Source organism: Kitasatospora sp. NPDC057500, from assembly GCF_042802195.1.
GTDB lineage: Bacteria > Actinomycetota > Actinomycetes > Streptomycetales > Streptomycetaceae > Kitasatospora.
In genome coordinates, this window is record NZ_JBHVER010000015.1 from 24,596 (window position 1) to 49,187 (window position 24,592).

General features: G+C 76.9%; 10 protein-coding genes. 3 read left to right on the forward strand and 7 right to left on the reverse strand.

Translation table 11 applies throughout. The features are described 5' to 3' along the window. Positions 1-22: 22 nt before the first annotated feature. Positions 23-541: a hypothetical protein gene (locus ACFU74_RS05635; RefSeq protein WP_380752210.1), complete on the reverse strand. Its 519-nt coding sequence runs from the start codon at positions 539-541 to the stop codon at positions 23-25. Positions 542-577: 36 nt separating this feature from the next. Between ACFU74_RS05635 and ACFU74_RS05640 the strand changes: the two genes are divergently transcribed. Beyond that, entirely contained in the window at positions 578-1,915 is a 1,338-nt protein-coding gene (locus ACFU74_RS05640) for a VWA domain-containing protein (protein ID WP_380752213.1), read from the forward strand. Here ACFU74_RS05640 and ACFU74_RS05645 read toward each other — a convergent pair. Then, positions 1,875-5,222 (reverse strand): BTAD domain-containing putative transcriptional regulator, encoded by a 3,348-nt coding sequence (locus ACFU74_RS05645; protein WP_380752216.1) that lies wholly within the window; start codon positions 5,220-5,222, stop codon positions 1,875-1,877. The genes ACFU74_RS05640 and ACFU74_RS05645 overlap by 41 nt on opposite strands. 122 nt (positions 5,223-5,344) lie before the next feature. On the opposite strand from ACFU74_RS05645, the gene ACFU74_RS05650 reads away from it, so the two are divergent. Both ACFU74_RS05650 and ACFU74_RS05655 read left to right on the forward strand, forming a co-directional pair. Beyond that, a complete protein-coding gene (locus ACFU74_RS05650; RefSeq protein ID WP_380752219.1) occupies positions 5,345-5,986 on the forward strand; it encodes a hemerythrin domain-containing protein in 642 nt (213 codons plus the stop codon). A gap of 27 nt (positions 5,987-6,013) precedes the next feature. Continuing rightward, positions 6,014-6,415 carry a DUF4267 domain-containing protein gene (locus ACFU74_RS05655; protein ID WP_380752222.1) on the forward strand — a complete coding sequence of 134 codons (402 nt, stop codon included), beginning with the start codon at positions 6,014-6,016 and terminating at the stop codon, positions 6,413-6,415. On the opposite strand, the gene ACFU74_RS05660 is transcribed toward ACFU74_RS05655, so the two are convergent. The 5 genes from ACFU74_RS05660 to ACFU74_RS05680 are packed head-to-tail and all read right to left on the reverse strand — an operon-like array spanning position 6,363 to position 24,556. Continuing rightward, positions 6,363-7,193, reverse strand: coding sequence for an HAD family hydrolase (locus ACFU74_RS05660; RefSeq protein WP_380752225.1), 831 nt, complete (start codon positions 7,191-7,193; stop codon positions 6,363-6,365). The genes ACFU74_RS05655 and ACFU74_RS05660 overlap by 53 nt on opposite strands. 44 nt (positions 7,194-7,237) lie before the next feature. Continuing rightward, positions 7,238-7,432, reverse strand: coding sequence for an MbtH family protein (locus ACFU74_RS05665; RefSeq protein WP_380752228.1), 195 nt, complete (start codon positions 7,430-7,432; stop codon positions 7,238-7,240). Positions 7,433-7,458: 26 nt separating this feature from the next. After that, positions 7,459-8,202 (reverse strand): 3-oxoacyl-ACP reductase FabG, encoded by a 744-nt coding sequence (gene fabG / locus ACFU74_RS05670; RefSeq protein WP_380752231.1) that lies wholly within the window; start codon positions 8,200-8,202, stop codon positions 7,459-7,461. Next, positions 8,199-18,767, reverse strand: coding sequence for an amino acid adenylation domain-containing protein (locus ACFU74_RS05675; protein WP_380752234.1), 10,569 nt, complete (start codon positions 18,765-18,767; stop codon positions 8,199-8,201). The genes fabG and ACFU74_RS05675 overlap by 4 nt, the downstream gene beginning before the upstream one ends. Next, complete coding sequence (locus tag ACFU74_RS05680; RefSeq protein ID WP_380752237.1) at positions 18,764-24,556, reverse strand: SDR family NAD(P)-dependent oxidoreductase; 5,793 nt, start codon at positions 24,554-24,556, stop codon at positions 18,764-18,766. Before ACFU74_RS05680 ends, ACFU74_RS05675 begins: the two co-directional genes overlap by 4 nt. Positions 24,557-24,592: the final 36 nt, after the last annotated feature.

Below are 24,592 nucleotides of genomic sequence, written 5' to 3' on the forward strand. Positions count from 1 at the left end.
TCCGACGAGTGCACGGGCGCCGTCACCCGCGCCGGCAGGCCTTGGCCTCGAACTCCGCCAGGGGGACGGTGACGGCGGCGCCGGGGGTTTCGTAGCGGACGTCCCCGGGGGTGAGGCCGGCCAGGTCGGCCAGGGTGAAGGAGACCGTGGCGGCCGACCAGGAGTTGTCCTTGGTCCACCCGTAGAAGGCGTAGGGGGCCCGGGGGTGGAGAGGAGCGGGGTTCTTGTCGGTGGTCCAGCCGGGGACGGGGGCGGGGGAGTCCAGGGGCCAGGTGGTGAGGCCGCGGGTGAGGGGGCGGTCGGCGGTCCAGTGGCCGACGGTCGGGGACACGCCGGGGGTCTCGCTGATGTAGAGGGAGGCGCCGTCGATCCGGTGGCCGCAGACCATCATGACGCCGAGCAGGTGCCCGTCGGCGGTCACGGAGATGCCGGCGACGGCGTCGGTGGGAACGGTGCAGCCCGAGGCCGAGGTGAGGGCCAGGGCGAGGGCGGCGGCGCCGAGGAGTCGCCGGAGGACCGATGGTGCTGTGGCCGATCGCATGCCGACATGGTGGCAGCTTTCGGCCAGACTGTGACCATGAACGACCGATCTCTGAGTGCGGGTGCGAATGTTCCGGTCGATGCGGCCGGAGTCCGGGTGGAACTCGGCTGGGTGTCCGGGCCGGGTGGGCCGGATGTCGACGCGTCGGCCGTGCTGCTGGCGGCGGACGGGCGGGTCCGTGGTGACGGGGACCTGGTCTTCTACAACCAGCCGCGGCACGCCTCGGGTGCGGTGCGGCACCAGGGGAAGGAGAACGGCGCGGCCGGGACGGTGACCGACCGCATCGCGGTGGACCTGGCGGCCGTGGAGGCGGGGGTGGAGCGGATCGTGCTCGCCGCGTCCGCGGACGGGGGAGTGTTCGGGCAGGTGCGGGGGCTGACGCTGCGCCTGGTGGAGGCGGGGACGGAGGCCGAGGTCGCCCGCTTCGAGATGACGGGCGGGCCGGAGACCGTGTTCATCGGCGGGGAGCTGTACCGGCGGGGCGGGCGGTGGAAGTTCCGCGCCGTCGGGCAGGGGTACGCCTCGGGGCTGGCCGGGCTGGCCGCCGACTTCGGGGTCGCCGTGGCGGAGGACGCCGTGGCGGCGGCGCCCGCGGTGGCGGGACCGGAAGCCGAGGAGGAGCGCCTTCCCGCGCAGATGCGGGAGCGGCTCTCGCTGCGCAAGCGCCAGGTGGCGGTGAGTCTGGAGAAGCACGGCGCCGCCGGGACCGTCGCGCGGGTCGTCCTGGTGCTGGACGCCTCGGGTTCCATGTCGGGGCTGTACGCCCGGGGCGTGGTCTCCGACGTGGTGGAGCGGATGGCCGCGGTGGCGGCGCAGTTGGACGACGACGGGGCCATGCAGGCCTGGACGTTCGCGTCGAACCCGGCCCGGCTGCCCGATCTGCGGGTGGGGGAGCTGCCCGACTGGATGCGGCACGTCAAGGTCGGGCAGCTGGGCGGCCTGTTCGGACGCCGGCGGCGGCGCGCCCAGCTGCCGGAGGGGGAGGTGGACATGAAGGCGGTCGGCGTGGGCAACGAGGAGCAGAAGGTCATCGCCGAGGTCCGCGCGTACGTGCGCGCAGAACCGGCCGCCGCGCCCACGCTGGTGCTGTTCTTCTCCGACGGCGGCGTCTACCGCAACGCGGAGATCGAGCGCGAGCTGCGGGAGGCCGTGGAGGAGCCGGTGTTCTGGCAGTTCGTGGGCCTGGGCCGGGCCGACTACGGGGTGCTGCAACGCTTCGACGAACTGCCCGGACGGCGCGTCGACAACGTCGGCTTCTTCTCCGTGGACGACATCAGCACGCTGCCCGACCCCGAGCTGTACGACCGCCTGCTCTCGCAGTTCCCCCGCTGGATCACGGCCGCCCGCGGGGCCGGGATCCTGCCCGGGGCGTAGCGGAGCCACGTCCGGTGGAACCACGTCCGGCAGAACCACGTTCGCCGGGACCCCGCCCGGCGGAACCGCACCGGGCGAGGCCGGCCCGTGCGCGGGCGTCGGCGGACCAGTGGGGGGCGTTCCACCGGTCGGCGATCACGGCGGCCCGGGTGAAGTGGGCGGCGGCCTCGTCGTGGCGGCCGAGCAGGAGGGCGAGTTCGCCGAGCGTGTGGGCGACCGGGCGCAGCGCCAGCGACAGGCTCGCCGCGCCGGCCGGCGGGCCGTCACGGTGGGGGAGGAGGGCCGCGTGGACCTCCTCGGCGCCGTCACGGTCGTTCAGCGCGACGACCGCCATCGCCCGCAGGCTGGTCAGGAAGGTGAAGAAGAAGTCGGGCCGGATCGGGCCCGGTGCCGTGCGGGTCCGGCGGGCCTCGTCGGTGCGGCCGGCGGCGTGCAGGGCGAGCGTGAGCAGGTCGGCGGCCATCGGGCCGAGCGCCTCGTGGAGGGCGCGCACCTCGTCCAGGTGGTCGCCGAGGGTGCCGTCGTTCAGCCGGATCGTCGCCAGCGCGAGGCCGCCGATGCCGGAGTGCACCGATCCGGCCCGTTCCATGCGCCCGGTGGCCTCGGCGTAGAGGCGCTCGGCGTCGGCGAACCGGCCTTCGACGAGTGCCAGGGGCGCCAGCGCGAGTTCGGCGGCGCTGATCGCCTCCGGCATCCGGTAGGCGCGGGCGAGGTCGAGCGCCTCCCCGGCCAGACGGGCCATGGCCGCCGGGTCGTTGGCGGCGGCGGCGTGCGCGGCCCGGTTGAGCAGCCCGGTCACCCGGTAGACGGGCAGGTCGTGCTCGACGCCGATCCCCACCAGCTCGCGGGCGTACTCCTCCCGCTCCGGGGCGCCGGCCAGGACCAGCAGTGCCGCCGCCCTGAGGCCGGGGCCGGTGGCCAGGCCGAGCGCTTCCCGCGCCGCGGCCGTCGCGGCCGGGTCGTCCTCGCCCACCAGTTCGTTGGCGTACGCGGTGAGGAGACGGGAACGCACCTCGGGTGCGAGTCCGGTCCGCGCGAGCAGGCGGCCGAGGCGGTCGACGACGGGGCGGTCGACCGTGCCGTAGGTGCGGGCCCGCCAGGGGGTGGGCTCGGTCCAGGCGGTGAAGGCGGCGATCATCAGATCGTCGCGGCCGATCGACTCGGCGTACTCCACGGCCTGTTCGCGGGTGCGCCGGGCCGCGGCGACGGCCCCCGCCCTGATCTGCGCGCGCAGCAGCCTGCCGAACAGGCCGACCCGCTCGTCCGGTGCGCACGCGCGGGAGTTGGCGACCGCGTCGGCCAGGAGGGCGGCGGCCAGGTCGTGGGCGTAGCGCGCCTCGGCCTGCTCGGCGGCCCGTACGCAGTGGCCGACGGCCTTCGGCGAGCCCGCCCGTGCGTAGTGGTGGGCGAGCGCCGCGACGTCGCCGGTGCCTTCCAGGGCGGCCGCGATCCGGGCGTGCATCCGGGCGGCCCGCAACCGGGAGACGTCGGCGACCAGGGTGTCCCTGACCAGCGCGTGGACGAACCGGACGAGTCCTGGCCCGGGCTCGTCGAGCAGGCCCGCGATGACTCCCGCGTCCAGCGCGTCGAGCACGCCGTCCTCGTCGGTGTCGGCGGCCCGGACGAGGACGTCCACCGGGCTCTCCCGGCCGGCCACCGCCGCCAGCCGCAGGACGGACACGCCGCTCTCGGGGAGCCGGGCCAGCCGGCGCCGCAGCACGTCGCGGACGCCCTCGGGGACCTCGGAGAGCGCGACCAGCGCGCCCTCGCCGGTCAGCAGCCGCGCGCTCTCCCGGACGTAGAACGGGTTGCCGCCGGTCCGTTCGGCGATCCCGGCCACGGTCGCGTCGTCGGCCTCGCACTCGGCGCGGACCAGCTGCGCGACGGCCTCGGCTTCCAGTCCGGGCAGGTCGAGCCGGAGCGGCGCGGTGCGGGCCAGGGCGCCGAGCGTCTCGGTGAGGCGCTCGCCCTCGTCCGCGCGGTACGCCGCGACGACCAGGACCGGGGCCCGCACGCCGACGACACCGCCGAGCAGTTCCAGGGTGGCCGCGTCCGCCCGGTGGAGGTCGTCCAGGAGGACGGCGACCGGCCGGCCGGCGGCGGCCGCGGCGAGCCAGTTCCACACGGCCTGCCGCAACCGGAACCGCCCCGCCGTCGCGTCACCGCCCACGGGCGCGGAGTCGCGGAGCAGCGGCGCCAGGTGGTCCGCGAACTCCCCCGGAGGAGTGCTCGCGGCAACCGTCCGCAGCGCCTCGACCCATGCCCACGCGGGCGGTGCGCCGTCCACCTCGGGACAGCGCCCGGCGGCCACCAGCCACCCGTCCCGTCCCAGGCGCGCGCCCAGCCGCTCCAGCAGCGCCGACTTGCCGAGCCCGGCCTCGCCGGTGACGAGCGCGACGCGCGCCCCGTCGGCGGCGGCCTGCCCGGCGGCCGCCGCCAGCGCGGCGAGTTCGCCGTCCCGGCCCACGAACGCCGACGCACCGGGCCCGCCGCCAGGAAGCGGCGGTGCGGGCGGGGGCACGGCCGCGGGGGAGGGCGGGACGGCCGCGCGCAGGACGTCCGTGCGCCGGGCGAGGATCGCCGCCTCCAGGGCCACCAGGTCCGGGCCGGGGTCCAGGCCCAGCTCCTCGGCGAGGACGGCGCGCGCCCGGCGGAGCGCGGCCAGGGCGTCGGCCTGGCGGCCGCTGCTCCACAGCGCGAGGGCGTGCATGCGCCAGCCCTCCTCGCGCAGGGGCGCCTCGCGGGTGAGGCCCTCCGCCTCGGGCACCACCGCCGCGGGGTCGGCGAGCCGCAGCCCGGCGGCGACGCGCAGCTCGCGGGCGACCAGGCGCAGCTCCTGGAGCCGGGCGGTCTCGGGGGCGGCCCACGGCTCGTCGGCGACCTCGGCGAAGGCCGGGCCCCGCCACAGCGCCAGCGCCTCGTCCAACCGCGCTCGGGCGTCCCGGGGAGCGGCGAGCGCACGGGCCTCGGCCAGCAGTTCCTCGAAGCGCCAGGCGTCCACCGCCCCCGGCGGCAGCCGCAGGGCGTAGCCGGGCGACGCGCTCACCAGCAGCCGCGCCGGGGTCCGCGGCGGGCGGCCGGGCTCCAGCAGACGGCGCAGGTTCGACACGTACGCCTGCAACGACGCCAGGGCCCGCGACGGCGGTTCGCCGCGCCAGAGGTCCTCGACCATCCGGTCGACCGGCACGACCTGCCCGCGCGCGGCCACCAGCAGGGCCAGCACGGCGCGCTGGCGCGGCCCGCCGAGGGGGACGGGCCCGCCGTCGGCCTCGGCTGCGAAGGAGCCCAACACCCGGATCAGGAGCATGACGTGACACATCGTACGCGCGGCCGCCGACCGCACCCGTTCCAAGTCGGCTCCAAGTGCCCTCCAAAGCCCCGGGAGCAGTGTTGAGCCCGTCGAACAGGACGAAGGGCAGGAGAGAAGAGATGAGCGTCGACACCCAGGACATGGAGATCGTCCACCGCGCATTCCGGCGGGAGTCGCGGCTGCTGATGGAGCTGGTCGCGGCGGTCGCCCCGGGTGCCACCGCCCGCGCCGAGGTGGTCACCGGCCACTTCCGCGACTACCGGCTGGGGCTGAGGAACCACCACGAGGGCGAGGACGAGCTGCTCTGGCCGCCGCTGCTGGCCCGGGTCGACCTGGAGGCGGACATCGTGCTGCGGATGGAGGCCCAGCACGAGCGCGTCGCGGCCACGCTGGCCCGGCTGGACACCGCGTTCCCAGCGTGGGAGGCCACCGCAGGAGCCGCCGAACGGGACACCCTGGTGGCGCTCCTCGCCGACCACCGGGCGGCCCTGCTCGAACACCTCGACGACGAGGAGGCCACCCTGCTCCCGCTCGCGGCCAGGCACGTCACCGAACGGGAGTGGGCCTCGCTGGGCGAGCACCTGGTGGCCAACACGCCCAAGCCGACCCTGCTCACGCTCTTCGGCCTGGTCCTGGAGGACGCGAACCCGGCGGAGCGCGCGACGCTCCTGTCCGCCCTCCCCGCACCGGTGCGCGGCCTCTGGCACCTCGTCGGCCGTCCCCGCTACGCCCGCCACATCCGCCGCGTCCGCGCGCTCTGAACCCGACCCACCCCCCAGGAGACAGCGATGTCGCTCAAGACCGTCAACACCGCCCTGACCGCCGCCTTCGTCCTCTTCATCCTCTGGTTCGGGACGTCCTTCGTGGTGTCCCCCGAGTCCGTCGCGCCGGGCTACGGCCTGCCGAGCTGGCCCTCCGGCGACGGCGGCGGGTTCCTGGTCCTGAAGGGCATCCGCGACGTCGCCGGCGGCCTGGTCCTGGCCGCCCTGCTGCTCGCCGGCCAGCGCCGGGCGCTGGCCGGGGTGCTGCTGGTCGAGGCCCTCATCCCGTTCGCCGACATGGCCACCGTGCTCGTCCACCACGGTTCCACCGCCGCCGCGTTCGGCGTCCACGGCCTGACGGCGGTGGCGATGGTCGTCACCGGCCTGCTGACCCTGCGCGAGACCCGCAAGGTCCCGGTCCCGCGTTGATCGCGGGTGCGCAGGAGGCGGTGGGTGCGGTGGGTGCGGTGGGTGCACCGCACCCGCGGTCGGCGGGGAGCCAGCCGAGGGTCTCCAGGGCCGCGTGGATGGCGGCCGCGCCGGGGAGGCCGGGGCGGAGCACGCGGGGGTCCCCGGCGAGGGCGGTGAGCAGGGCGGGCTCGGCGCCGCCGACCACCACCGCGTGGGCGCCGAGCCGGTACAGCGAGAGGTCGTTGGGGGAGTCGCCGGCGACCAGCAGCTGCTCCGGGCGCCAGGCGAGCCTGCCGGCCAGGGCGCGCAGGGCGTTGCCCTTGGACGCCCGGGGCGGCATGACGTCGAAGTAGCGGTCCCCGGAGTACACCCAGGCGCAGCCGAGCGCCTCGACGGCGGCGGTGAGCTCGCCGGTGAGGTGCCGCGGCGCCAGGTGGTAGGAGCAGCGGCCGTCCTGGACGGCGTCGTGCTGGTAGGCGAGGCCGGGGAAGCGGCCGAGCGCGGCGCGCACGCGGTCCGCTCCCGGCCAGCCGGCCCGCAACCGCTCCTGGAGCGCCGCCACGGGGGTGAGGTCCGTGCCGTCGGCGACGGTGGCGCCGACGTCGGCGATGACCCACCGCGGCCGCGGGACGAGCGGGTCGCCCAGGACCTCGCGGACCGAGGCGAGGCCCCGGCCGGTGGCGAAGACCGGGGTCACCTCGGGGTGGAGGAGCAGCGCGTCCCGTAGCCGCCGTCGCTGGTCCGGGCTGCCGCCGAGCAGGGTGCCGTCCAGATCGGTGACCAGAATCCTCGACATCGGAGGACGCTAGCACGATCACGGGCCATGGTGAAGTGTCCACATCAAGTTCGGGCGGCCTCCTGACGGAGCGACAGCGGGCGCAGATCGCTCCAGTGGGCGTCGACCCAGGACTCGCAGGCGTCCTCGGTACCGGTGAAGCCGGCGGGGCGCCAGCCGTCCGGGACGGGGAGGGCGGCGGGGTGGAGGGCGTGCTGCTCCTCGTCGTTGACCAGCACGGTCCATCGGGCGTCGGTCACGGGGACTCCAGGAAGGACGGGGACGGTCAGCGGAAGCCGCCGTCGATGCGGACGACCTCGCCGGTGAGGTAGGAGGCCCGGTCGGAGAGCAGGAAGGCGACCAGGTCGGCGACCTCCTCCGGGCGGCCGAGGCGGCGCAGCGCGACCTGCTCCAGCGAGCGCTCGACGGCCTCCTCCGGGAGGCCGGCGACCAGGTCGGTGTCGATGTAGCCGGGGGCGACCGCGTTGGCGCGGATGCCGTAGCGGCCGACCTCCTGGGCGAGCGAGCGGGTGAAGCCGATGATGCCGGCCTTGGCCGCCGCGTAGTTGGTCTGGCCGGGGCTGCCGCAGACCCCGGCGACCGAGGAGAGGGTGACGATGGCGCCGTGGCGGCGCAGCGCCATGCCGTCGACCACCGCGCGGCAGGCGTGGTAGACGCCGCTGAGGTTGACCTGGAGGACGTCCTGCCAGTCCTGGTCCTCCATCAGCAGCAGCGGGGTGTCGCGCAGGATCGCCGCCGAGGCGACCAGGGCGGTGACCGGGCCCAGGGCGTCCTCGGCGCCGTCGACCAGCTCGCGCACGGCGGCCGGGTCGGCGACGTCGGTGCGCCGGACGTAGGCGGCCCGGCCGAGGTCCCGCAGCTCCTTCTCCAGGGTGCGGGCGGACTCGGCGTCGGCGCTGTAGCACAGGGCGACGTCGTAGCCGTCCTCGGCCAGCCGCAGGGCGGTGGCGCGGCCGATGCCGCGGGTGCCGCCGGTGACCAGCGCGACGGGGGTGGCCGTGGGGTTCATCGGGTGCCTTTCGCGTGCGGGAGGGGGGTGGTCAGGACGCGGTGGCGCAGCTCGGTCAGCGGCAGGTCCGGGTGGCGGGTCAACAGGTCCAGGACGAGGGGCCAGCGGCGCATCATGGCGGCCATCGAGCGCGGGTCGATCCGCTCCGGCGAGTACAGCCACAGGCCGCGCAGCCCGGCGTCGGACTCGTGCATCATCAGGTAGAGGTCGGCGTTGTGCGGGCGCATCTCGGTGATCAGCTCCGGGATCACCTCGGCGTCGCCGACATTCAGGTTCAGCGGCGCCGCGCTCAGGCCGTGCAGGTCCAGCGGCTCGCCCGCGACGTTGAGCAGGTTGAACAGCAGCCGCAGCGGGTTGCGGTCCTCCCCGGCGTCCCGGCGCAGCCACCGCAGCGGGACCTCCTGGTGCAGATGGGCGTCCAGGACGCCGGCGCGCACGGCGGTGACCAGGTCGCGGACGGTGGCGTCCTCGGCGGGGCGGGGGCGGACCACCACCGGGTTGATGAAGAAGCCGATCACCTGCTCGGTCTGCGGGTGCTCCCGGCCCGCCAGCGGGAAGCCCACCGCGAGGTCGGAGCCGCCGTCCGCGTAGCTCTGCAGCAGCAGGTGGAAGGCGGACAGCAGCAGCATGAACAGGGTGGTGCCCTCGCGCTGCGCGGCCTCCTTCAGCGCCGCGGTGACCTCCGGCTCCAGTACGAAGCCGCTGGTGTAGCCCTCGACGGCGCCGGCCTTCTGGTCCTCGGGCGCCTCGAAGCGGGGCAGCGCCGGAAGGTCCGCCAGCAGCCGCTCCCAGTGGGCGACGTGCTCGTCGAGCTCGCCGTCGGCCAGCCGGCGCTGCTGCCAGGCCGCCCAGTCCGGGTACTGGACCGCCGGCTCGGGCAGCCGGGGCTCGCGACCCAGCACCCTGGCGGCGTACAGCTCGCGCAGCTCGCGGCCGAGCAGCGCGTACGACCACAGGTCGACCACGATGTGGTGCAGCACCAGGACCAGCACCCACGCGTCCGGGCCGGTGGCCACCAGGGTGCCGCGCACCAGCGGGCCGTCGGCCAGTCGGAACGGGCGGTCCACCTCGGCCGCGACCAGTCGGCGCAGCGCCTCGGTCCCGGCGGCCCCGGCCTCGCCGCGCAGGTCCACGGTGGCCAGCGGCCAGCCGCCGACCGGGTCGGTGAGCTGGTGCCAGGAGCCGGCGCCGTCCTCGACGATCCGGGTCCGCAGCGCCTCGTGGCGGCCCACGATCGCGTCCAGGCCGTGCCGCAGCGCCGCCGGGTCGAGCCTGCCGGTCAGCACCGTCGCGGTGATGACGTTGTGGTGCGGGGCCTCCGGGTCGACCGGCTGGTGCATGATGTCCAGCTGGGCGAAGGACAGCGGTACGCCGTCGCCCCGGTCGGCCCGCGGGACGGCCGTGTCGTACCGGGCCGCGCGAGCGCGGCGCCGGGGCGCCGCCGGGCGGGCCGGCGGGGGGCCGCCGGCGCCGGGGACGGCCGCGCAGGTGCCGACGGCCGTGAGCGCGGCGAACCACAGCTCGGCCAGCCCGCGCACCGCGGCCCCGTCCAGCACCCCCTCCTCCCACGTCCAGGCGGCCGCGAGGCGCGGGCCGTCGGGGCCGTCGTAGCTGACGGCGTTGAGCTCCACCGGGTGGGTGCGCGGACCGGCGGGGGCGTCGGCGTCGCCGAGGGCGAGCGCCGCGTCGGCCGTGACCGGCGCCCAGGGGGTGTCGGGGCCGGCGTCGGCGAAGCGCCCCAGGTAGTTGAACGCCACCTGCGGGGCGGGCAGGGCGGCCAGCAGCGGGGCCGTCCCCGGGTTGAGCCGGCGCAGCAGGCCGTGGCCCAGGCCGTCCCCGGGCAGGGCGGCCAGCTGCTCCCTGATCCGGACCACGGCGGCGGCCAGTTCGGGACCGGCCTCCTCGACCTGCGGCCAGCCGAGCGGGCCGGCGGCCAGGTGCACCGGCTGGACGCTGGTGAACCAGCCCACGGTGCGGGACAGGTCCACGCCGTCGGCGAGGTCCTCCTGGCGGCCGTGGTTCTCCACGGCGACCAGGACCCCGCCGGCCGGCGCCCGGTGCGGGGCGCGGCGGCGGCGCCACTCCTCCAGGGCGATGCCGAACGCGGCCAGCAGCACGTCCTGCACGCCGGTGTGGAAGGCGCCGGGGGCGGTGGCCAGCAGTGGCGCGGTGCGCTCGGGCGGCAGGGTGAGCAGCAGCCGGCCGGTTCCCGTGGCGCGCCCGGCGGCGGAGGCCGGGAGCAGTGCGGGGGCGTCCGCCAACAGCTTCTGCCAGTCCGGGAGTTCGGCCAGGCGGTGCGGGGCGGCGGCCTCGTCGGCGAGCAGGTCGGCCCAGCGGCGCACCGAGGTGCCCACCGGGGCCAGTGCCACCGGCCGCTCCGCCAGTACCGCCTCGCCGGCGGCCCGCAGGTCCGGCAGCAGGATTCGCCAGGACACCCCGTCCACCACCAGGTGGTGCAGCACCAGCAGCAGCCGCCCGGGCCGGTCCGGGCCGGCGTCCAGCCAGACCGCCTGGAGCATCGCCCCGGCCCGTGGGTCCAGGAGGCGCCGGGCGGCGGCGGCCTGTTCGGCGGTCAGCGCCCGCAGCCCGTCCGCGTCGAGGCCCGTGGCGTCCACCCGCCGCAGGCGGTCCGCGACCCGCACCGAGCCGGCCGGTCCGGCGTGCAGTGCCCAGCGGCCGTCCGACCGGTCGGCCAGCCGGGAGCGCAGTGCGTCGTGGTGGTCGAGCACTGCCTGGAGGGCGGAGGCGAGCCGCGGCAGGTCCAGCCCGGCCGGCACGGCGACCACCGCCTCCTGGGCGAACCGGTCGAACTCCTCGGCAGGCAGGTCCAGTTCGCGCAGCCACTCGGTGATCGGGGTGGGCGCGATCTCGCCGGTGCCCACGTCCTCGACGCCCGCCGCGTCCCCCGCGGGGACGGCGACCGCCGCGAGCTCGGCCACCGACGGGTGGGCGAACACATCGCGCGCGCCGATCACCAGCCCGGCCGCGCGGGCCTGCGAGACCACCTGGATCGCCTGGATGCTGTCGCCGCCGAGGTCGAAGAAGCCGTCCCCGGTGCCGACCTCGGGCAGCCCCAGCACCTCGGCGTAGATCGCGCACAGGGCCCGCTCGGCCGGGGTGCGCGGGAGGCCGGAGCCGGTCGCGGCGGTGAACTCCGGCGCGGGCAGCCGCTCCCGGTCCACCTTGCCGTTGGCGGTGAGCGGCAGCCCGGCCAGCACCACCACCGCGGCCGGGACCAGGTACGGCGGCAGCTGCGCGGCCAGCGCGGCCCGCAGCGCGGCCGGGTCCGGCACCGCCCCGGGGCGGGGGACGACGTAGCCGGCCAGCGCGCGCCGGCCCGGCCGGTCCTCGCGGACCGCCGCCACCGCCTGCGCCACCTCCGGCAGGGCCGCCAGCGCGGACTCGACCTCGCCCAGCTCGATCCGGAAGCCCCGCACCTTCACCTGGTGGTCGGTGCGGCCGAGGAAGTCCAGCCGCCCGTCCGCCCGCCACCGCACCAGGTCCCCGGTGCGGTACATCCGGGTGCCGGGCGGCCCGTACGGATCCGCGAGGAAGCGGCGCGCCGTCAGACCGGGGCGGCCCAGGTAGCCGCGCGCCAGGCCCGCGCCCGCCACGAACAGCTCGCCGGGCACCCCGGGCGGCACCGGCCGCAGTCCCTCGTCCAGCACGTACACCCGCGCTCCGGCGATCGGCCGGCCGACCGGCGGAGCGCCCCCGCCGGGCGTCAGCGGCCCGGTCAGCGTGGCGCACACCGTGGTCTCGGTGGGCCCGTAGGCGTTGACCATCCGCCGGCCCGCCGACCAGCGGTCGACCAGCGCCGCCGGGCAGGACTCGCCCGCGACCACCAGCGAGAGCCCGGAGGGCAGCCCGCCCTCCGGCACGGCCGCCAGCACACTGGGCGGCAGCGTCGCATTGGTCACCCCGTACCGCTCGCAGGTGCGGGCCAGCGGCTCGCCCGGGAGCAGTTCCTCCTTCGGGACGACGACCAGGGCGGCGCCGGTCAGCAGCGCGTCGCAGCGCTCCGCCACCGAGGCGTCGAAGCCCGGCGAGGCGAACTGCAGCACCCGGGAGTCCGCGTCCAGGCCGAAGCCCTCGGACTGCGCCGCGACCAGGCCCGGAATACCCGCATGGGTGACCACCACGCCCTTGGGCGTACCGGTGGAGCCCGAGGTGTAGATGACGTAGGCGGCGCTGGCCGGGGTCAGCGGCGCGGTGCGGTCGGCGTCGGTCGGCGCGGTGGCGTCCCGCACGGCGGCGAGCTCGGCCGCCGTCCGCGGTGCGTCCAGCCGCAGCACCGGGACACCGGTGTCGGGCAGCGCGCCGGCCGACTCCGCGACCGTCAGCAGCAGCACCGGGCGGGCGTCCCGGAGCAGCAGGCCGATCCGCTGCGCCGGGTAGTCCGGGTCGACGGGCAGGTAGACGGCGCCCGCCTTGGCCACCGCCAGCATCGCCACCACCGAGGCGGCCGAGCGCGGCAGCGCCACCGCAACCGGCCGCTCCGGCCCGGCGCCGCGCCCGATCAGCAGCCGGGCCAGCCGGTTGGCCTCCTCCTCCAGCCGCGCGTAGGTCAGCTCCCGCTCGGCGTCCAGCACCGCGAGCCGGTCCGGGGTGCGGGCCGCCTGCGCCTCGAACAGTTGCGGCAGGGTGGCGGACGGCAGCACCCGGGCCGGCGGGTTCCACCCGGTCAGCAGCCGGTGCCGCTCCCCGGGGGAGAGCAGTTCCACCTCGCCGACCGGGCGCTCCGGCGCGGCGCAGACGGCCAGCAGCATCCGGCGCAGCCGCTCGGCCAGCAGCTCCACGGTGTCCGGGTCGAAGACGTCGGCGTTGTACTCGACGACGCCGTCGATCCCGGCCGGGGCGCCCTCGCCCGGGGTGCGCCGCCCGGTGAGGGAGAACACCAGGTCCATCCGGGCGCCGCCGGTGTCCGCCGGCACCACCTCCTCGGCCAGGCCCGGCAGGCCGAGCACCGCGTCGGGGACGTTCTGCCAGGCGAGCATCACCTGGAACAGCGGGTGGTGGGCGGTGGAGCGGGCGGGGCGCAGCGCGTCCACCAGGAACTCGAACGGGACCTCCTGGTGGGCGTACCCGTCCAGGCCGCGCTCGCGGACCCGGGCCAGCAGCTCGCGGAAGCTCGGGCGCCCGCTCAGGTCGGCGCGCAGCACCAGGGTGTTGACGAAGAAGCCGACCAGCTCCTCGGTGGCGGCGTCGGTGCGTCCGGCGACGGTCGCCCCGACCGGGACGTCGTCCCCTGCGCCCAGCCGGTGCAGCAGGGCGGCCAGCGCGGCGTGCACGACCATGAACTCGCTGGCGTCGTGCCGCCGGGCGAGTTCGGCGAGAGCGGTGTGCAGCGCGGCGTCCCAGCGCAGTGCCACGGTGCCGCCGCGCCGGGACGCCCCGGCCGGGTGCGGCCGGTCGGCGGGCAGCGCGATCCGCTCCGGCAGGCCTTCCAGCGCCTGCCGCCAGTAGGCGAGCTGGCGGTTCCAGGTGCTGTCCGGGTCGTCCCGGTCGCCGAGCAGCCGCCGCTGCCACAGGGTGTAGTCGGCGTACTGGACCGGCAGCGGCGCCCAGCGCGGCGGGCGGCCTTCGCGGCGGGCGGTGTAGGCGGTGGCGAGGTCGCGTCCGAGCAGGGCGACGGACCAGCCGTCGGCGGCGATGTGGTGCACCACCAGGACCAGGGTGTGCCGCTCCGGGCCGTGTGCCAGCAGCTCGGCCCGCACCGGGAGTTCACGGGCCAGGTCGAAGCGGTGGCGGGCGGCGGCCCCGACGGCCGGTGCGGCCTCGGACTCGGGCAGTTCGGTGACGGTCAGCGCGGCGCGCCCGGCGGCGGGGCCGAGGACGTGCTGGCGCGGGACGCCTGCGGTGTCGGGGAAGACGGTGCGCAGCGCCTCGTGCCGCTGGACGACGTCGGCGAGCGCGCAGCGCAGCGCGTCGGCGTCCAGCGGGCCGCTCAGGCGCACCGCCATCGGGATGTTGTAGGTGGCGGAGGGGCCCTGCATCCGGTCCAGGAACCAGAGCCGGCGCTGGGCGAAGGAGAGCGGCAGCTCGGCGGGCCGGGGCTCCGGCGCCAGTGCGGGGCGCGGCGCTGCTGCCTCGGTGCCCGCTCCGGCCAGTCGGCGGGCCAGGCCCGCCACCGTCGGCGTCTCGAACAGCGCCCGGACCTGCACCTCGGCGCCGAGGGCGGCCCGGATCCGGGAGACCAGCCGGGTGGCGAGCAGCGAGTGGCCGCCGAGGTCGAAGAAGCTGTCGTGGACGCCGACCGCGGGCACCCCGAGCACCTTGGCGAACAGCGCGCACAGCGCCTCCTCGCGCTCGTCGCGCGGGGCGGTGTACGCCGCGGAGAGGTCGCGGCGCTCGCCGTCGGGGGCGGGCAGCGCCTTGCGGTCGGTCTTGCCGTTGGGGGTCAGCGGCAGGGCGTCGAGCAGGACGAAGGCGGAGGGGACCATGTAGCCGGGCAGGCGTTCGGCGAGGGCGGCGCGCAGCACCGGGACCAGCCGGCGGGCCAGTCGGCGGCGGGTGCCGCTGACGTGGCGGCCCCAGTCCGGCTCCCGCGGCGGCACCTCGGCGAGGCGCGGCAGGGCGTGCAGCGGTGTGCCGTCGGCGCCGGTCCGGCGGGCGACCAGGGTGAGCGCGCCGTCGGGGCCGTGGCCGGACCAGTCGAGGTCGATCCGGTGGCCGGTGGCACCGGCGAGGGACCACAGCTCCTCGGGGTCGACGGCCGCCGCGTCCCGCGGGGGGTGCCCGAGGGCCTCGGCGAGGTCCCGGACCCGGGCGTTGGGGATGCCCCGGACGGCGAGCAGCGCGGGCCGCTCGCCGGCCAGCCGCTCGCGCAGCGTGTCCACGGTGAGGCCCTCGGCCGTCCAGTCCAGCCAGCGGACGTCCGCCGGCTCCGGGCGGTCGGGCGCACCGGTGGTCAGCACGACGTCGTAGCGGAAGCGGGTCAGCTCGTTGGCGGCGGAGGCCCGCTTGGGCAGCACCCGGACCTCGCCGATCGCCGGGAAGCGCCGGGGCAGGGCGGTGAACAGGGCCGGGTCGAGGACCAGCTCCTCGTCCTCCTCGACCCGCCGTCGCACCCGGGCCTGCAACTCGGCGTCGGGCAGGCCCGGTTCGGCGTGCGCCTGCTGCACCGAGAGGTGGAAGGCCGCCAGCAGCGGCAGGCTGCGGATGTCGCCGAGGAACAGCGAGCCGCCCGGGGCGAGCCGGGCCAGCGCGCCCTCGACGACCCGCAGCAGATAGCGCTCGTCGGGGAAGTACTGGGCCACCGAGTTGAGCACGACGACGTCGAAGAGCCGTTCGGGCAGCCGGTCGAGGCGGTCGGCCGGGCAGGCGTGCAGGGCGACCTCGCCGAACGCGCCGGCGGCGGCGCCGGTCACCGCCCGCAGGCCGTCCAGGGCGACCCCGGAGATGTCGGTGCCCCAGTACCGCTCGGTCCGCGGGGCGACCCGCCGGAGGATCAGACCGGTGCCGCAGCCGATCTCCAGCACCGAGCGCGGGCGCAGGGCGAGCACCCGCTCGGCGGTGCGGTCGGCCCACTCGCGCATCTCGGCGGCGGGGATCGGCTCGCCGGTGTAGCTGCTGTTCCAGCCCCGCAGGTCCTCGCCGGGGACCGGCGCGGCCCCGGGGGCGGCGGGGGCGCCGTCCGGTCCGTCGTAGGCGGAGTCCCAGATCCGGCGCCACTCGTCGACCTGGTCCGGCCACTCCTGCGCCGGGCCGTCGCCGCCGTCGTCGGCCGGTACCACGTACGCCACCAGCCGCTGGTCACCGGGCACGTCCTCGCGGACCGTCACCACCGCGTGGCCGACCTCCGGGCGGGCGGCCAGCTCGCTCTCGATCTCGCCCAGCTCGATCCGGAAGCCGCGCAGCTTCACCTGGTGGTCCAGCCGCCCCAGGAATTCCAGGCCGCCGTCGCGCCGGCGGCGCACCAGGTCCCCGGTGCGGTAGAGGCGCGCCGCCGGGTCCGGGTCGAAGGGGTGCCGGACGAAGCGCTCGGCCGTCAGCTCGGGCCGGCCCAGGTAGCCCCGGGCCAGCCCGGCGCCGCCGACGGCCAGCTCTCCGGGCACCCCGGCCGGCACCAGCCGGCCCTGCTCGTCCAGCACGTGCAGCTCGGTGTTGGCGATCGGCGCGCCCAGCGTCACCGGGCCCTCGCCCACCTCGGCGACCGCCGACCAGATGGTGGTCTCGGTCGGCCCGTACATGTTCCACAGCTCCACGCCGTCGGCCAGCAGCCGGCGCGCCAGCGCGTCGGGCAGCGCCTCACCGCCGGCCAGCACCTTCAGGCCCGGTGCGCCCCGCCAGCCGGCGTCCAGCAGCATCCGCCAGGTGGACGGGGTGGCCTGCATGACGCTCGCCCCGCTGACGGCCAGCAGCCGGGACAGCCGCTCGCCGTCGGCGGCCGCGGCGCGCTCGGCGACCACCACCCGGGCGCCCTCCACCAGCGGCAGCAGCAGCTCCAGCAGCGAGATGTCGAAGGAGTGCGTGGTGACGGCGAGCAGGGTGTCCTCGGTCGTGAGGCCGGGGCGCTCGGCCATCGAGCGCAGGAAGTTGGCCAGCGCCCGGTGCGGGACCTGCACGCCCTTGGGCCGCCCGGTGGAGCCCGAGGTGTAGATGACGTAGGCGAGGTCCGCCGCGTCCACCGGCGCGCCCGGGTCGCCGGCCGGCTCGGCGGCCAGCTCCGCGCGCAGCTCGTCCAGGCAGAGCACCTCGGCGTCCGAGGCGGGCAGCCGCTCGGCCACCGGCCGCTGGGTGAGCAGCACCGGAAGGCCGGAGTCGGCGAGCATGAAGGCGATCCGCTCCGGCGGGAACTCCGGGTCCAGCGGGACGAAAGCGCCGCCCGCCCTCAGCACCGCGAGCAGCGCCACCACCAGGTCCACCGAGCGCTCGGTGCAGACGCCGACCAGCACGTCCCGGCCGACGCCGTGCCGGCGCAGCCGGCGGGCCAGCCGGTCGGCGCGGTCGTCCAGTTCGGCGTAGCTGAGCGCCTCGGCACCGCAGCGCACGGCCTCGGCGTCCGGGGTGCGGGCGGCCCGGGCGGCCACGCGGTGGTGGACCAGGCCCGGGTCGGGCCACTCCCGGCGGGTGTCGTTGCCCCGCTCGCGCAGCTCCCGCTCCTCCGCGGTCGAGAGCAGCGGCAGTTCGCCGACCGGGCGGTCCGGCTCGGCGAGCAGCCGCTCCACCAGCAGCCGCAGATGGGCGGCCAGCCGGTCGACGGTGGCCGGGTCGAACAGGTCGCGGTTGTACTCGAAGCGGCCGCTCAGGCCCTCGGGCCGGTCGAAGACCTGGAGTTCCAGGTCGAACCGGGCGGTGTCGCCCTCCACCTCCATCGGCTCCAGGCGCAGCCCGGCCGCGTCGAAGGAGGGCATGGCGATGTTCTGGAAGACGAAGGAGACCTGGAAGACCGGGGTGCGGGAGAGGTCGCGCTGCGGGTGCAGCTCCTCCACCAGCCGCTCGAACGGCAGCTCCTGGTGGGCGAAGGCGCCCAGGCAGACCGGCCGCACCCGGGCCAGCAGCTCCCGGAAGGACGGCGCGCCCGACAGGTCGGTGCGCAGCGCCAGCATGTTGGCGAAGTAGCCGATCAGCCGCTCCACCTCGGGGCGGCCCCGGTTGGCGACCGGCACGCCGACGACGACGTCCTCCTCCCGGGTGTAGCGGTGCAGCAGCACCTGGAAGGCGGCGAGCAGCGTCATGAACGGGGTGACACCTTCGGCCCGGCTGAACTCGCGGACCTGGTTCATGAGGTGAGCGGACAGTGCGAACGGGCGGGAGCCGCCCCGGGTGGTCCGTACGGCGGGCCGGGGCCGGTCGGCGGGCAGCTCCAGCGCGGCCGGCGCCCCGGCGAGCGCCTGCGTCCAGTAGGCCAGGTCGGCCGCCGCCCCGTCGCCCTCCAGCCGCTTGCGCTGCCAGACGGCGTAGTCGGCGTACTGGACCGGCAGCTCGGGCAGCGCGGCCTCGGTGCCGGTGGCGTACCCGGTGTAGAGCGCGACCAGTTCGTCCAGGAACACCGAGGTGGACCAGAGGTCGCCGGCGATGTGGTGGACGGTCAGCAGCAGCACGTGCTCGTCGGCGGCCAGGCGCAGGAAGCGCATCCGCACCAGCGGGCCGGTGGCGAGGTCGAACGGGCGGGCGAACTCCTCGCGGGCCAGCGCCTGGACGCCCTGCTCGCCGTCCGGACCGGCCGACTGCTCACAGCGCACGACCGTGAGCTCCGGCTCGGCGCCCTCGGTGACCACCTGGACCGGCTCGCCGTCCACCGCGCGGAAGGTGGTGCGCAGCGCCTCGTGCCGCCGGGCGATCGCGGAGACGGCGCGCCGCCACAGCTCCAGGTCGAGCGGGCCGCGGATCCGGGTGGCGCCGCAGACGTTGTAGGCGGTGTCGCCGGGCGTCAGCTGGTCCAGGAACCACATCCGCTGCTGCGGGAAGGAGGCCGGGAAGCGGTGCTGCCGGGGCTTGGCGGCGGCCTGCCTGCGGCGCAGGCGCTCGGCGAGCAGGGCGCGCTTCTCGGCGGCGGACAGGGCCGCGGGGTCGGGGGTGGTCATCGCACGTCCGTCCTGGTCGGTGTCGCGGGCGCTCATTCCTGGTCCCCCCGGTCGGTGGACTCCTCGGCGAGCAGGGCCCGGAGCCGGGCCTCCACCTCGTCGTCGGACAGGCCTTCGAGGTCGTCGAGGTCGTCGAGGTCGTCGAGGTCCTCCAGGCCGTCCGGACCGCCGGTGCCGCCGGTGCCGCCGGGGCCGCCGGGGCCGTCGAGTCCGGCGTCGGCGTCCCGGCTCAGTGCCTCGATCGCCTCCCCGGCGCCGCCGCCGCCCGAGCCGGACAGCAGCCGGACGGTGTGCGCGACGGTGGGGGAGTGGAAGAAGTCCCGCAGGTCGAGCTCGGTCCCGAAGCGGCCCTGGATCCGGGTGTTGATCTGCACGGCGGCCAGCGAGTGCCCGCCCAGCGCGAAGAAGTCGTCGTCGACGCCGACCTCCTCGACGCCCAGCACCTCCCGCCAGAGCGCCGCCACCGCCTCCTCCTGCTCGGTGGCCGGTGCCACGAACGGGGTCGCCAGATCGGGGCGCGGGTGGCTGCCGCCCAGCGGCGCCAGCTGCTCCAGCTCCCGGGCCAGCAGGGCCGGGGTGATCGAGCGGGCGAGGCGGCGCAGCGTGCCGAAGTCCTGCGGGGTGACCACCAGATGGGCCGGCAGGCCGGGCTGCGCCAGCACCCTGGCGAAGGCGGCCCGGCCGTCCGCCCCGGTGAAGCCCTCGCCGAGCGCGGCGAGCGCCCCGGCGGCCGCGGGCCGCCGGCCCTCGCCGGTGCCGCCGCCCGCCGACTCGGCCTCCGCGACGGTCTGCGCGATCTGCTCCAGCAGGGCGTCGACGTCGTTGATCCGCTTGACCGTGAAGTCGGTCACCCGGACCAGCAACCGGCCGTCGGGATCGAGGAGTTCGAGGTCGCAGGTGAGCGTCTCGCCGCTGGAGCCGGGCTTGATGTCCACGCCGACGTGCACGGTGGCGGTCAGCGGGTGCAGGATGCGCAGGCTCCGGTACGTCAGCGGCAGGTAGTACGGGTCCTCGGCGTGCAGCCGGAAGACGCCGCCGGCCATGTCGAGCAGCGCCGGGTGCAGCGGGTAGGCGTCCAGGTCGGCGCGGAAGGCGTCGTCCAGCCGCAGGGTGGCGAGCATCCGCCGGCCGCCGGTGCGGATGGTCTCCAGCACCTGCCAGCGCGGCCCGAACCAGAACCGCAGCGGCCCGCCGCCCTCCTCGAAGCGCTCCACGCCGAGCCGGCGGCGGATCTCCTCCTCGGTCGACAGGACCTCGGTCACCTCGCAGCGGGCCTCCACCTCGGCCAGGTCGCGCACGGTGTCCGGGCCGCGCTCGTGGAAGGACGCCGAGCCGGTGGCGTGCTCGCGCCACGGCGCGCCCTCGCCGGGGCGGCTGCGGACGGTGAACCGGGTGCGGCCGTCGTGCTCCTCGATCGTGGTGAAGACGGTCCGGTGCTGGCCGTCGGGGACGATCACCGGCGTCATGAACAGCACGTCGTGCAGCTCGGTCTCGCGTTCGCCTGCCTGTCCGGCCAGCGCGGCGCGGACGAGTTCCAGGTAGGCGGTGCCCGGCACCAGGCCGTGGCCCATCAGCCGGTGGTCGTCGACGATCCAGCTGTCCGCGGTGGACAGCACCGTCTCGTAGACGCGGGTGGCGCCCTCGGCGCGGACCAGCCGCAGCAGCGGGTGCGCGGTCTCCGCCGCGCCCGCGCCGGTCCCGGCGGTGAGCCCGGCGGCCATGCCGACGCCCTCCCAGGTGCCCCAGCCGAGCGAGGTCACCGGCCGGCCCTGCCCGCGCCGCCAGTGGGCGTAGGCGTCCAGGAAGGCGTTGGCCGCGCCGTAGTCGCTCTGGCCGGGGCCGCCGAGGACGGCGCTGACCGAGGAGCAGAGCAGCAGGAAGTCCAGCGGGTCGTCGGCGCAGAGCCGGTCCAGCAGCAGGGTGCCGACGGTCTTCGCGGCCAGCACGCCGTCCGCCTCCGCCGGGGTGCGGCGCGCCAGCATCCCGGCGGACGGCGCCCCGGCGGCGTGCACCACACCGTTCAGCGGGCCGAACCGCTCGCGCAGCCCGGCGAGCGCGGCGGCGAGCCCCGCCTCGTCGGTGACGTCGGCGCGCAGCACGGCGATCCGCGCGCCGCGTTCGCGCAGCCGTTCCAGCCGACGGATCCGGACAGTGGTCGGGTCCTGCTCGCCGTGCGCCGCCGTCCAGCCGGGCCAGGCGTCCTCGTCCGGGAACGCGGAGCGGCCGAGCAGCGCGAGGACGGGGGCCGCGCAGCCGTCCGCCAGCTGTTCGGCGAGGGCCAGGCCGACGCCGCCGAGCCCGCCGGTGACCAGGTAGACGCCACCGTCGCGCAGCTGCGCCGGACCGTCGGCGGCCGGGTCCCCGGCGGGCAGCGGCAGGGCGTCGAAGCCGCGGACCCACCAGTGCCGTCCGCGCAGGGCGAGTTCGCGCTCCTCGGGATCGCGCAGCAGCAGTGCGTGCACGGTGCGCACCGCCGCCTCGCCGGGGGCGTGCGGGTCGGTGCCGGTGAGGTCCAGCAGGCGGCACCCGACGTCCGGCAGCTCCTGCGGGACGACGGTGCAGGGACCGGCCAGCAGGGCCTGCTCGGGGCGCAGCGGCTCGTCACCGGTGACGGCGTGCACGCCCCGGCAGAGCACGTCGACGGTGACCGGCACGGCGGGCCGGGCGTCGTCGAGCGCCTGGGCGAGGGCGCTCAGGCTGTCCAGGCCGAGCCGGCGGGCCGCCGCCAGCCGGGCGCCGTCCACGGCGGCGCCGTCGGACGGGTCGTCACCGAGGCCGAACGCGTGCACCAGCCGCAGCGAGGCCGCGCCCCGGAGGTCCAGCGCGGCGAGCAGTCCGGCGAGCTGCGCGCGGTCGTCGGGGTCGAGGGTCCAGGAGTTCTCGCCGCGGGCGTGCGGGCCGGGGACGCGCAGTCCGTCGGTGCGGGCGGAGCCGTCCTCGGCGCCGACCCGGACCACGGCGGCGCCCTGGTCGGCCAGCCGCCCGGCGAGCGCGGCGCCGAGGCCGGTGCCGTCGCCGAGCACCACCCAGAGCGGCTCGCCGCCCTTCCCCGGCCGGCCGGCGGCGGGTGCGAGGCGCTTCCAGCCGGGCGTGCGGAACCAGCCCTCGACCGGCACCGCTCCCACCGGGCGCCGCGGCACGGCGGCGGAGCCGTCCGGCTCGGGGTCGACCCAGTAGCGCTCGCGCTGGAAGGCGTAGCCGGGCAGCCGCAGCACCCGGCCGGCGGCGGGCCCGAGGGCGGCCGGGTCGACGGGCGCCCCGGCGCTCCACAGCTCGCCCAGCGCCTGCGCCAGCCGGATCCGGTCGTCCTCCCGCTCGTGTGGGTGGCGCAGCGAGGCGACCACCGCGCGGCCGTCCCGCCAGGCGTGGTGGCGGCGGACGAAGTCGCCGAGGGTGTGCCCGGGGCCGACCTCCAGCAGCACCCAGGACGGGTCGGCCAGCAGCAGCGCGGCCGCGTCGGCGAACCGGACGCCCTCGCGCAGGTGGCGGCCCCAGTACTCGGGGCTGGTCGCCTCCTCGTCGGTGATCCAGGTGCCGGTGAGGTTGGAGCAGAACGGGATCCGCGGCGGGCTCAGCCGCACCCCGCGCACCGCCTCGACCAGCGGGCCGACGGCGCCGTCCATGGCGGCGGAGTGGAAGGCGTGCGAGGTGTGCAGCCGGCGGCAGGCGACGCCGGCGGCCTTGAGCCGCCGCTCCAGGCCGTCCACCGCCCCGTCCGGGCCGGAGACCACGCTCAGTTCGCTGGAGTTGACCGCCGCCACGGCGAGCCGCGCGTCGTCGCCGAGCCAGGGCGCGAGGTCGCGCTCGGCCAGGAAGACGGTGAGCATCGACCCGGCGGGCATCGCCTGGACCAGCCGGCCCCGGGCGGCCACCAGCCGGACCGCGTCCTCCAGGGAGAACACGCCCGCCAGACAGGCCGCGACGTACTCGCCGACGCTGTGGCCGGCCAGCGCCTCCGGCCGCACGCCCCGGGCCTCCCACTGCCGGGCCAGCGCGTACTCGACCAGGAACAGCGCCGGCTGGGCGGACTCGGTGCGGGTCAGCCGCTCCTCGGCGGCCTCGGCCCCGCCGGGGGCGGGGAACAGCAGGGCGCGCGGGTCCTCGCCCAGCTCGGCGGCGAACAGTTCGGCGGCGTGGTCGAGTTCGGCGGTGAACACCGGCTCGTGGCGGTACAGGCCGCGCGCCATGCCGACGTACTGGGTGCCCTGGCCGGGGAAGAGGAAGGCGACCCGGGCGTGCTCGGCGGCCTCGGCCGTGCCGGCGGCGGTCACGGCGCGCAGTGCGGCGACGGCCTGCGCCCGGTCGCGGGCGACGACCGCGCGGCGCCGGCCGAAGGCGCGCCGGCGGTGGGCCAGGGTGTGGGCGAGGTCCGCAAGCGGCGCCTCGGGACGGGCCTCCAGGTGGTCGGCGAGCCGCCGGGCTCCCTCGGCCACGGCCTGCGCCGTCCGCCCGGACAGCGGCAGTAGCAGGGGCGCCCGGTCGTCCCCGGCGGGTGCCGGGGCGGGCCCGGGGGTCGGGGCCTCCTCCAGCACCAGGTGCACATTGGTGCCGCCGATCCCGAACGAGCTGACCCCGGCCCGGCGCGGCCCGCCGCCCCGGGGCCACGGCCGCAGCCGGTCGTTGACGAAGAACGGGCCCGACTCCAGGTCGAGTTCGGGGTTGGGCTCGGTGAAGTGCGGCGTCGGCGGGATCGCCTCCCGGCGCAGCGCCAGCGCCGCCTTGATCAGCGCGGCGACCCCGGCGGCGGCGTCCAGGTGGCCGATGTTGGCCTTCACCGAGCCGATCGCGCAGTAGCCGGTCGCCTCGGTGGTCTCCCGGAAGGCGCGGGTGAGCGCGGCGATCTCGATCGGGTCGCCGAGCGCGGTGCCGGTGCCGTGGGCCTCCACGTAGCCGACCGAGCCGGCCTCCACCCCGGCCACCGCCAGCGCCTCGGCGATCACCGCGGCCTGCCCCTCGACGCTCGGCGCGGTGTACCCGGCCTTCAGCGAGCCGTCGTTGTTGACCGCCGAGCCGAGCACCACGGCGTCCACGGTGTCGCCGGCCCGGCGGGCGTCGGCCAGCCGGCGCAGCACCACCACGCCGGCGCCGTTGCCGGGCACCGTCCCGGCCGCTGCCGCGTCGAACGGCCGGCAGTGGCCGTCGGGGGAGAGGATGCCGCCCGGCTCGTACTGGTAGCCCTGCTCCAGCGGCGAGCCGATCGAGACGCCGCCGGCCAGCGCGAGGTCGCACTCGCCGTTCAGCAGGCTCTGGCAGGCCAGGTGGACGGCGGTCAGCGAGGTGGAGCAGGCGGTCTGCACGCTCAGCGCGGGCCCGGTCAGGCCGAGCTTGTAGGCGACCCGGGTGGCCAGGAAGTCCTTGTCCGAGGCGAGCATCGTCTGGTAGGGCCCCGCCGAGTCGAAGACCCGCCGGTTGGCCGTCACGTTGTGCAGCAGATAGGTGTTCAGGCCGGCGCCGGCGAACACCCCGATCCGGCCGGTGAACTCCTCCGGCACGCAGCCCGCGGACTCCAGGGCCTCCCAGGCGCACTCCAGGAACACCCGGTGCTGCGGGTCCATGATCTCGGCCTCGCGCGGGTTGTAGCCGAAGAACGCCGCGTCGAAGCGGTCGGCGCCCGCCGGCACGCCCTTGGCCCGGACGTAGCCGTCCCGGCCGGAGACCGCGGGGTCCACCCCGGACGCCCGCAGTTCCTCCTCCGAGAGCACGGCGATCGACTCCCGGCCCTCCTCCAGGTTCCTCCAGAAGGTGTCGACGTCGGGGGCGCCGGGGAAGCGGCCGGCCATTCCGACGATGGCGATCCGGTCGAGTTCTTCGGACGTCTCCGGCATCGGGGTCTCCTGTCGCTCTCTCACATCGCTGTCCGG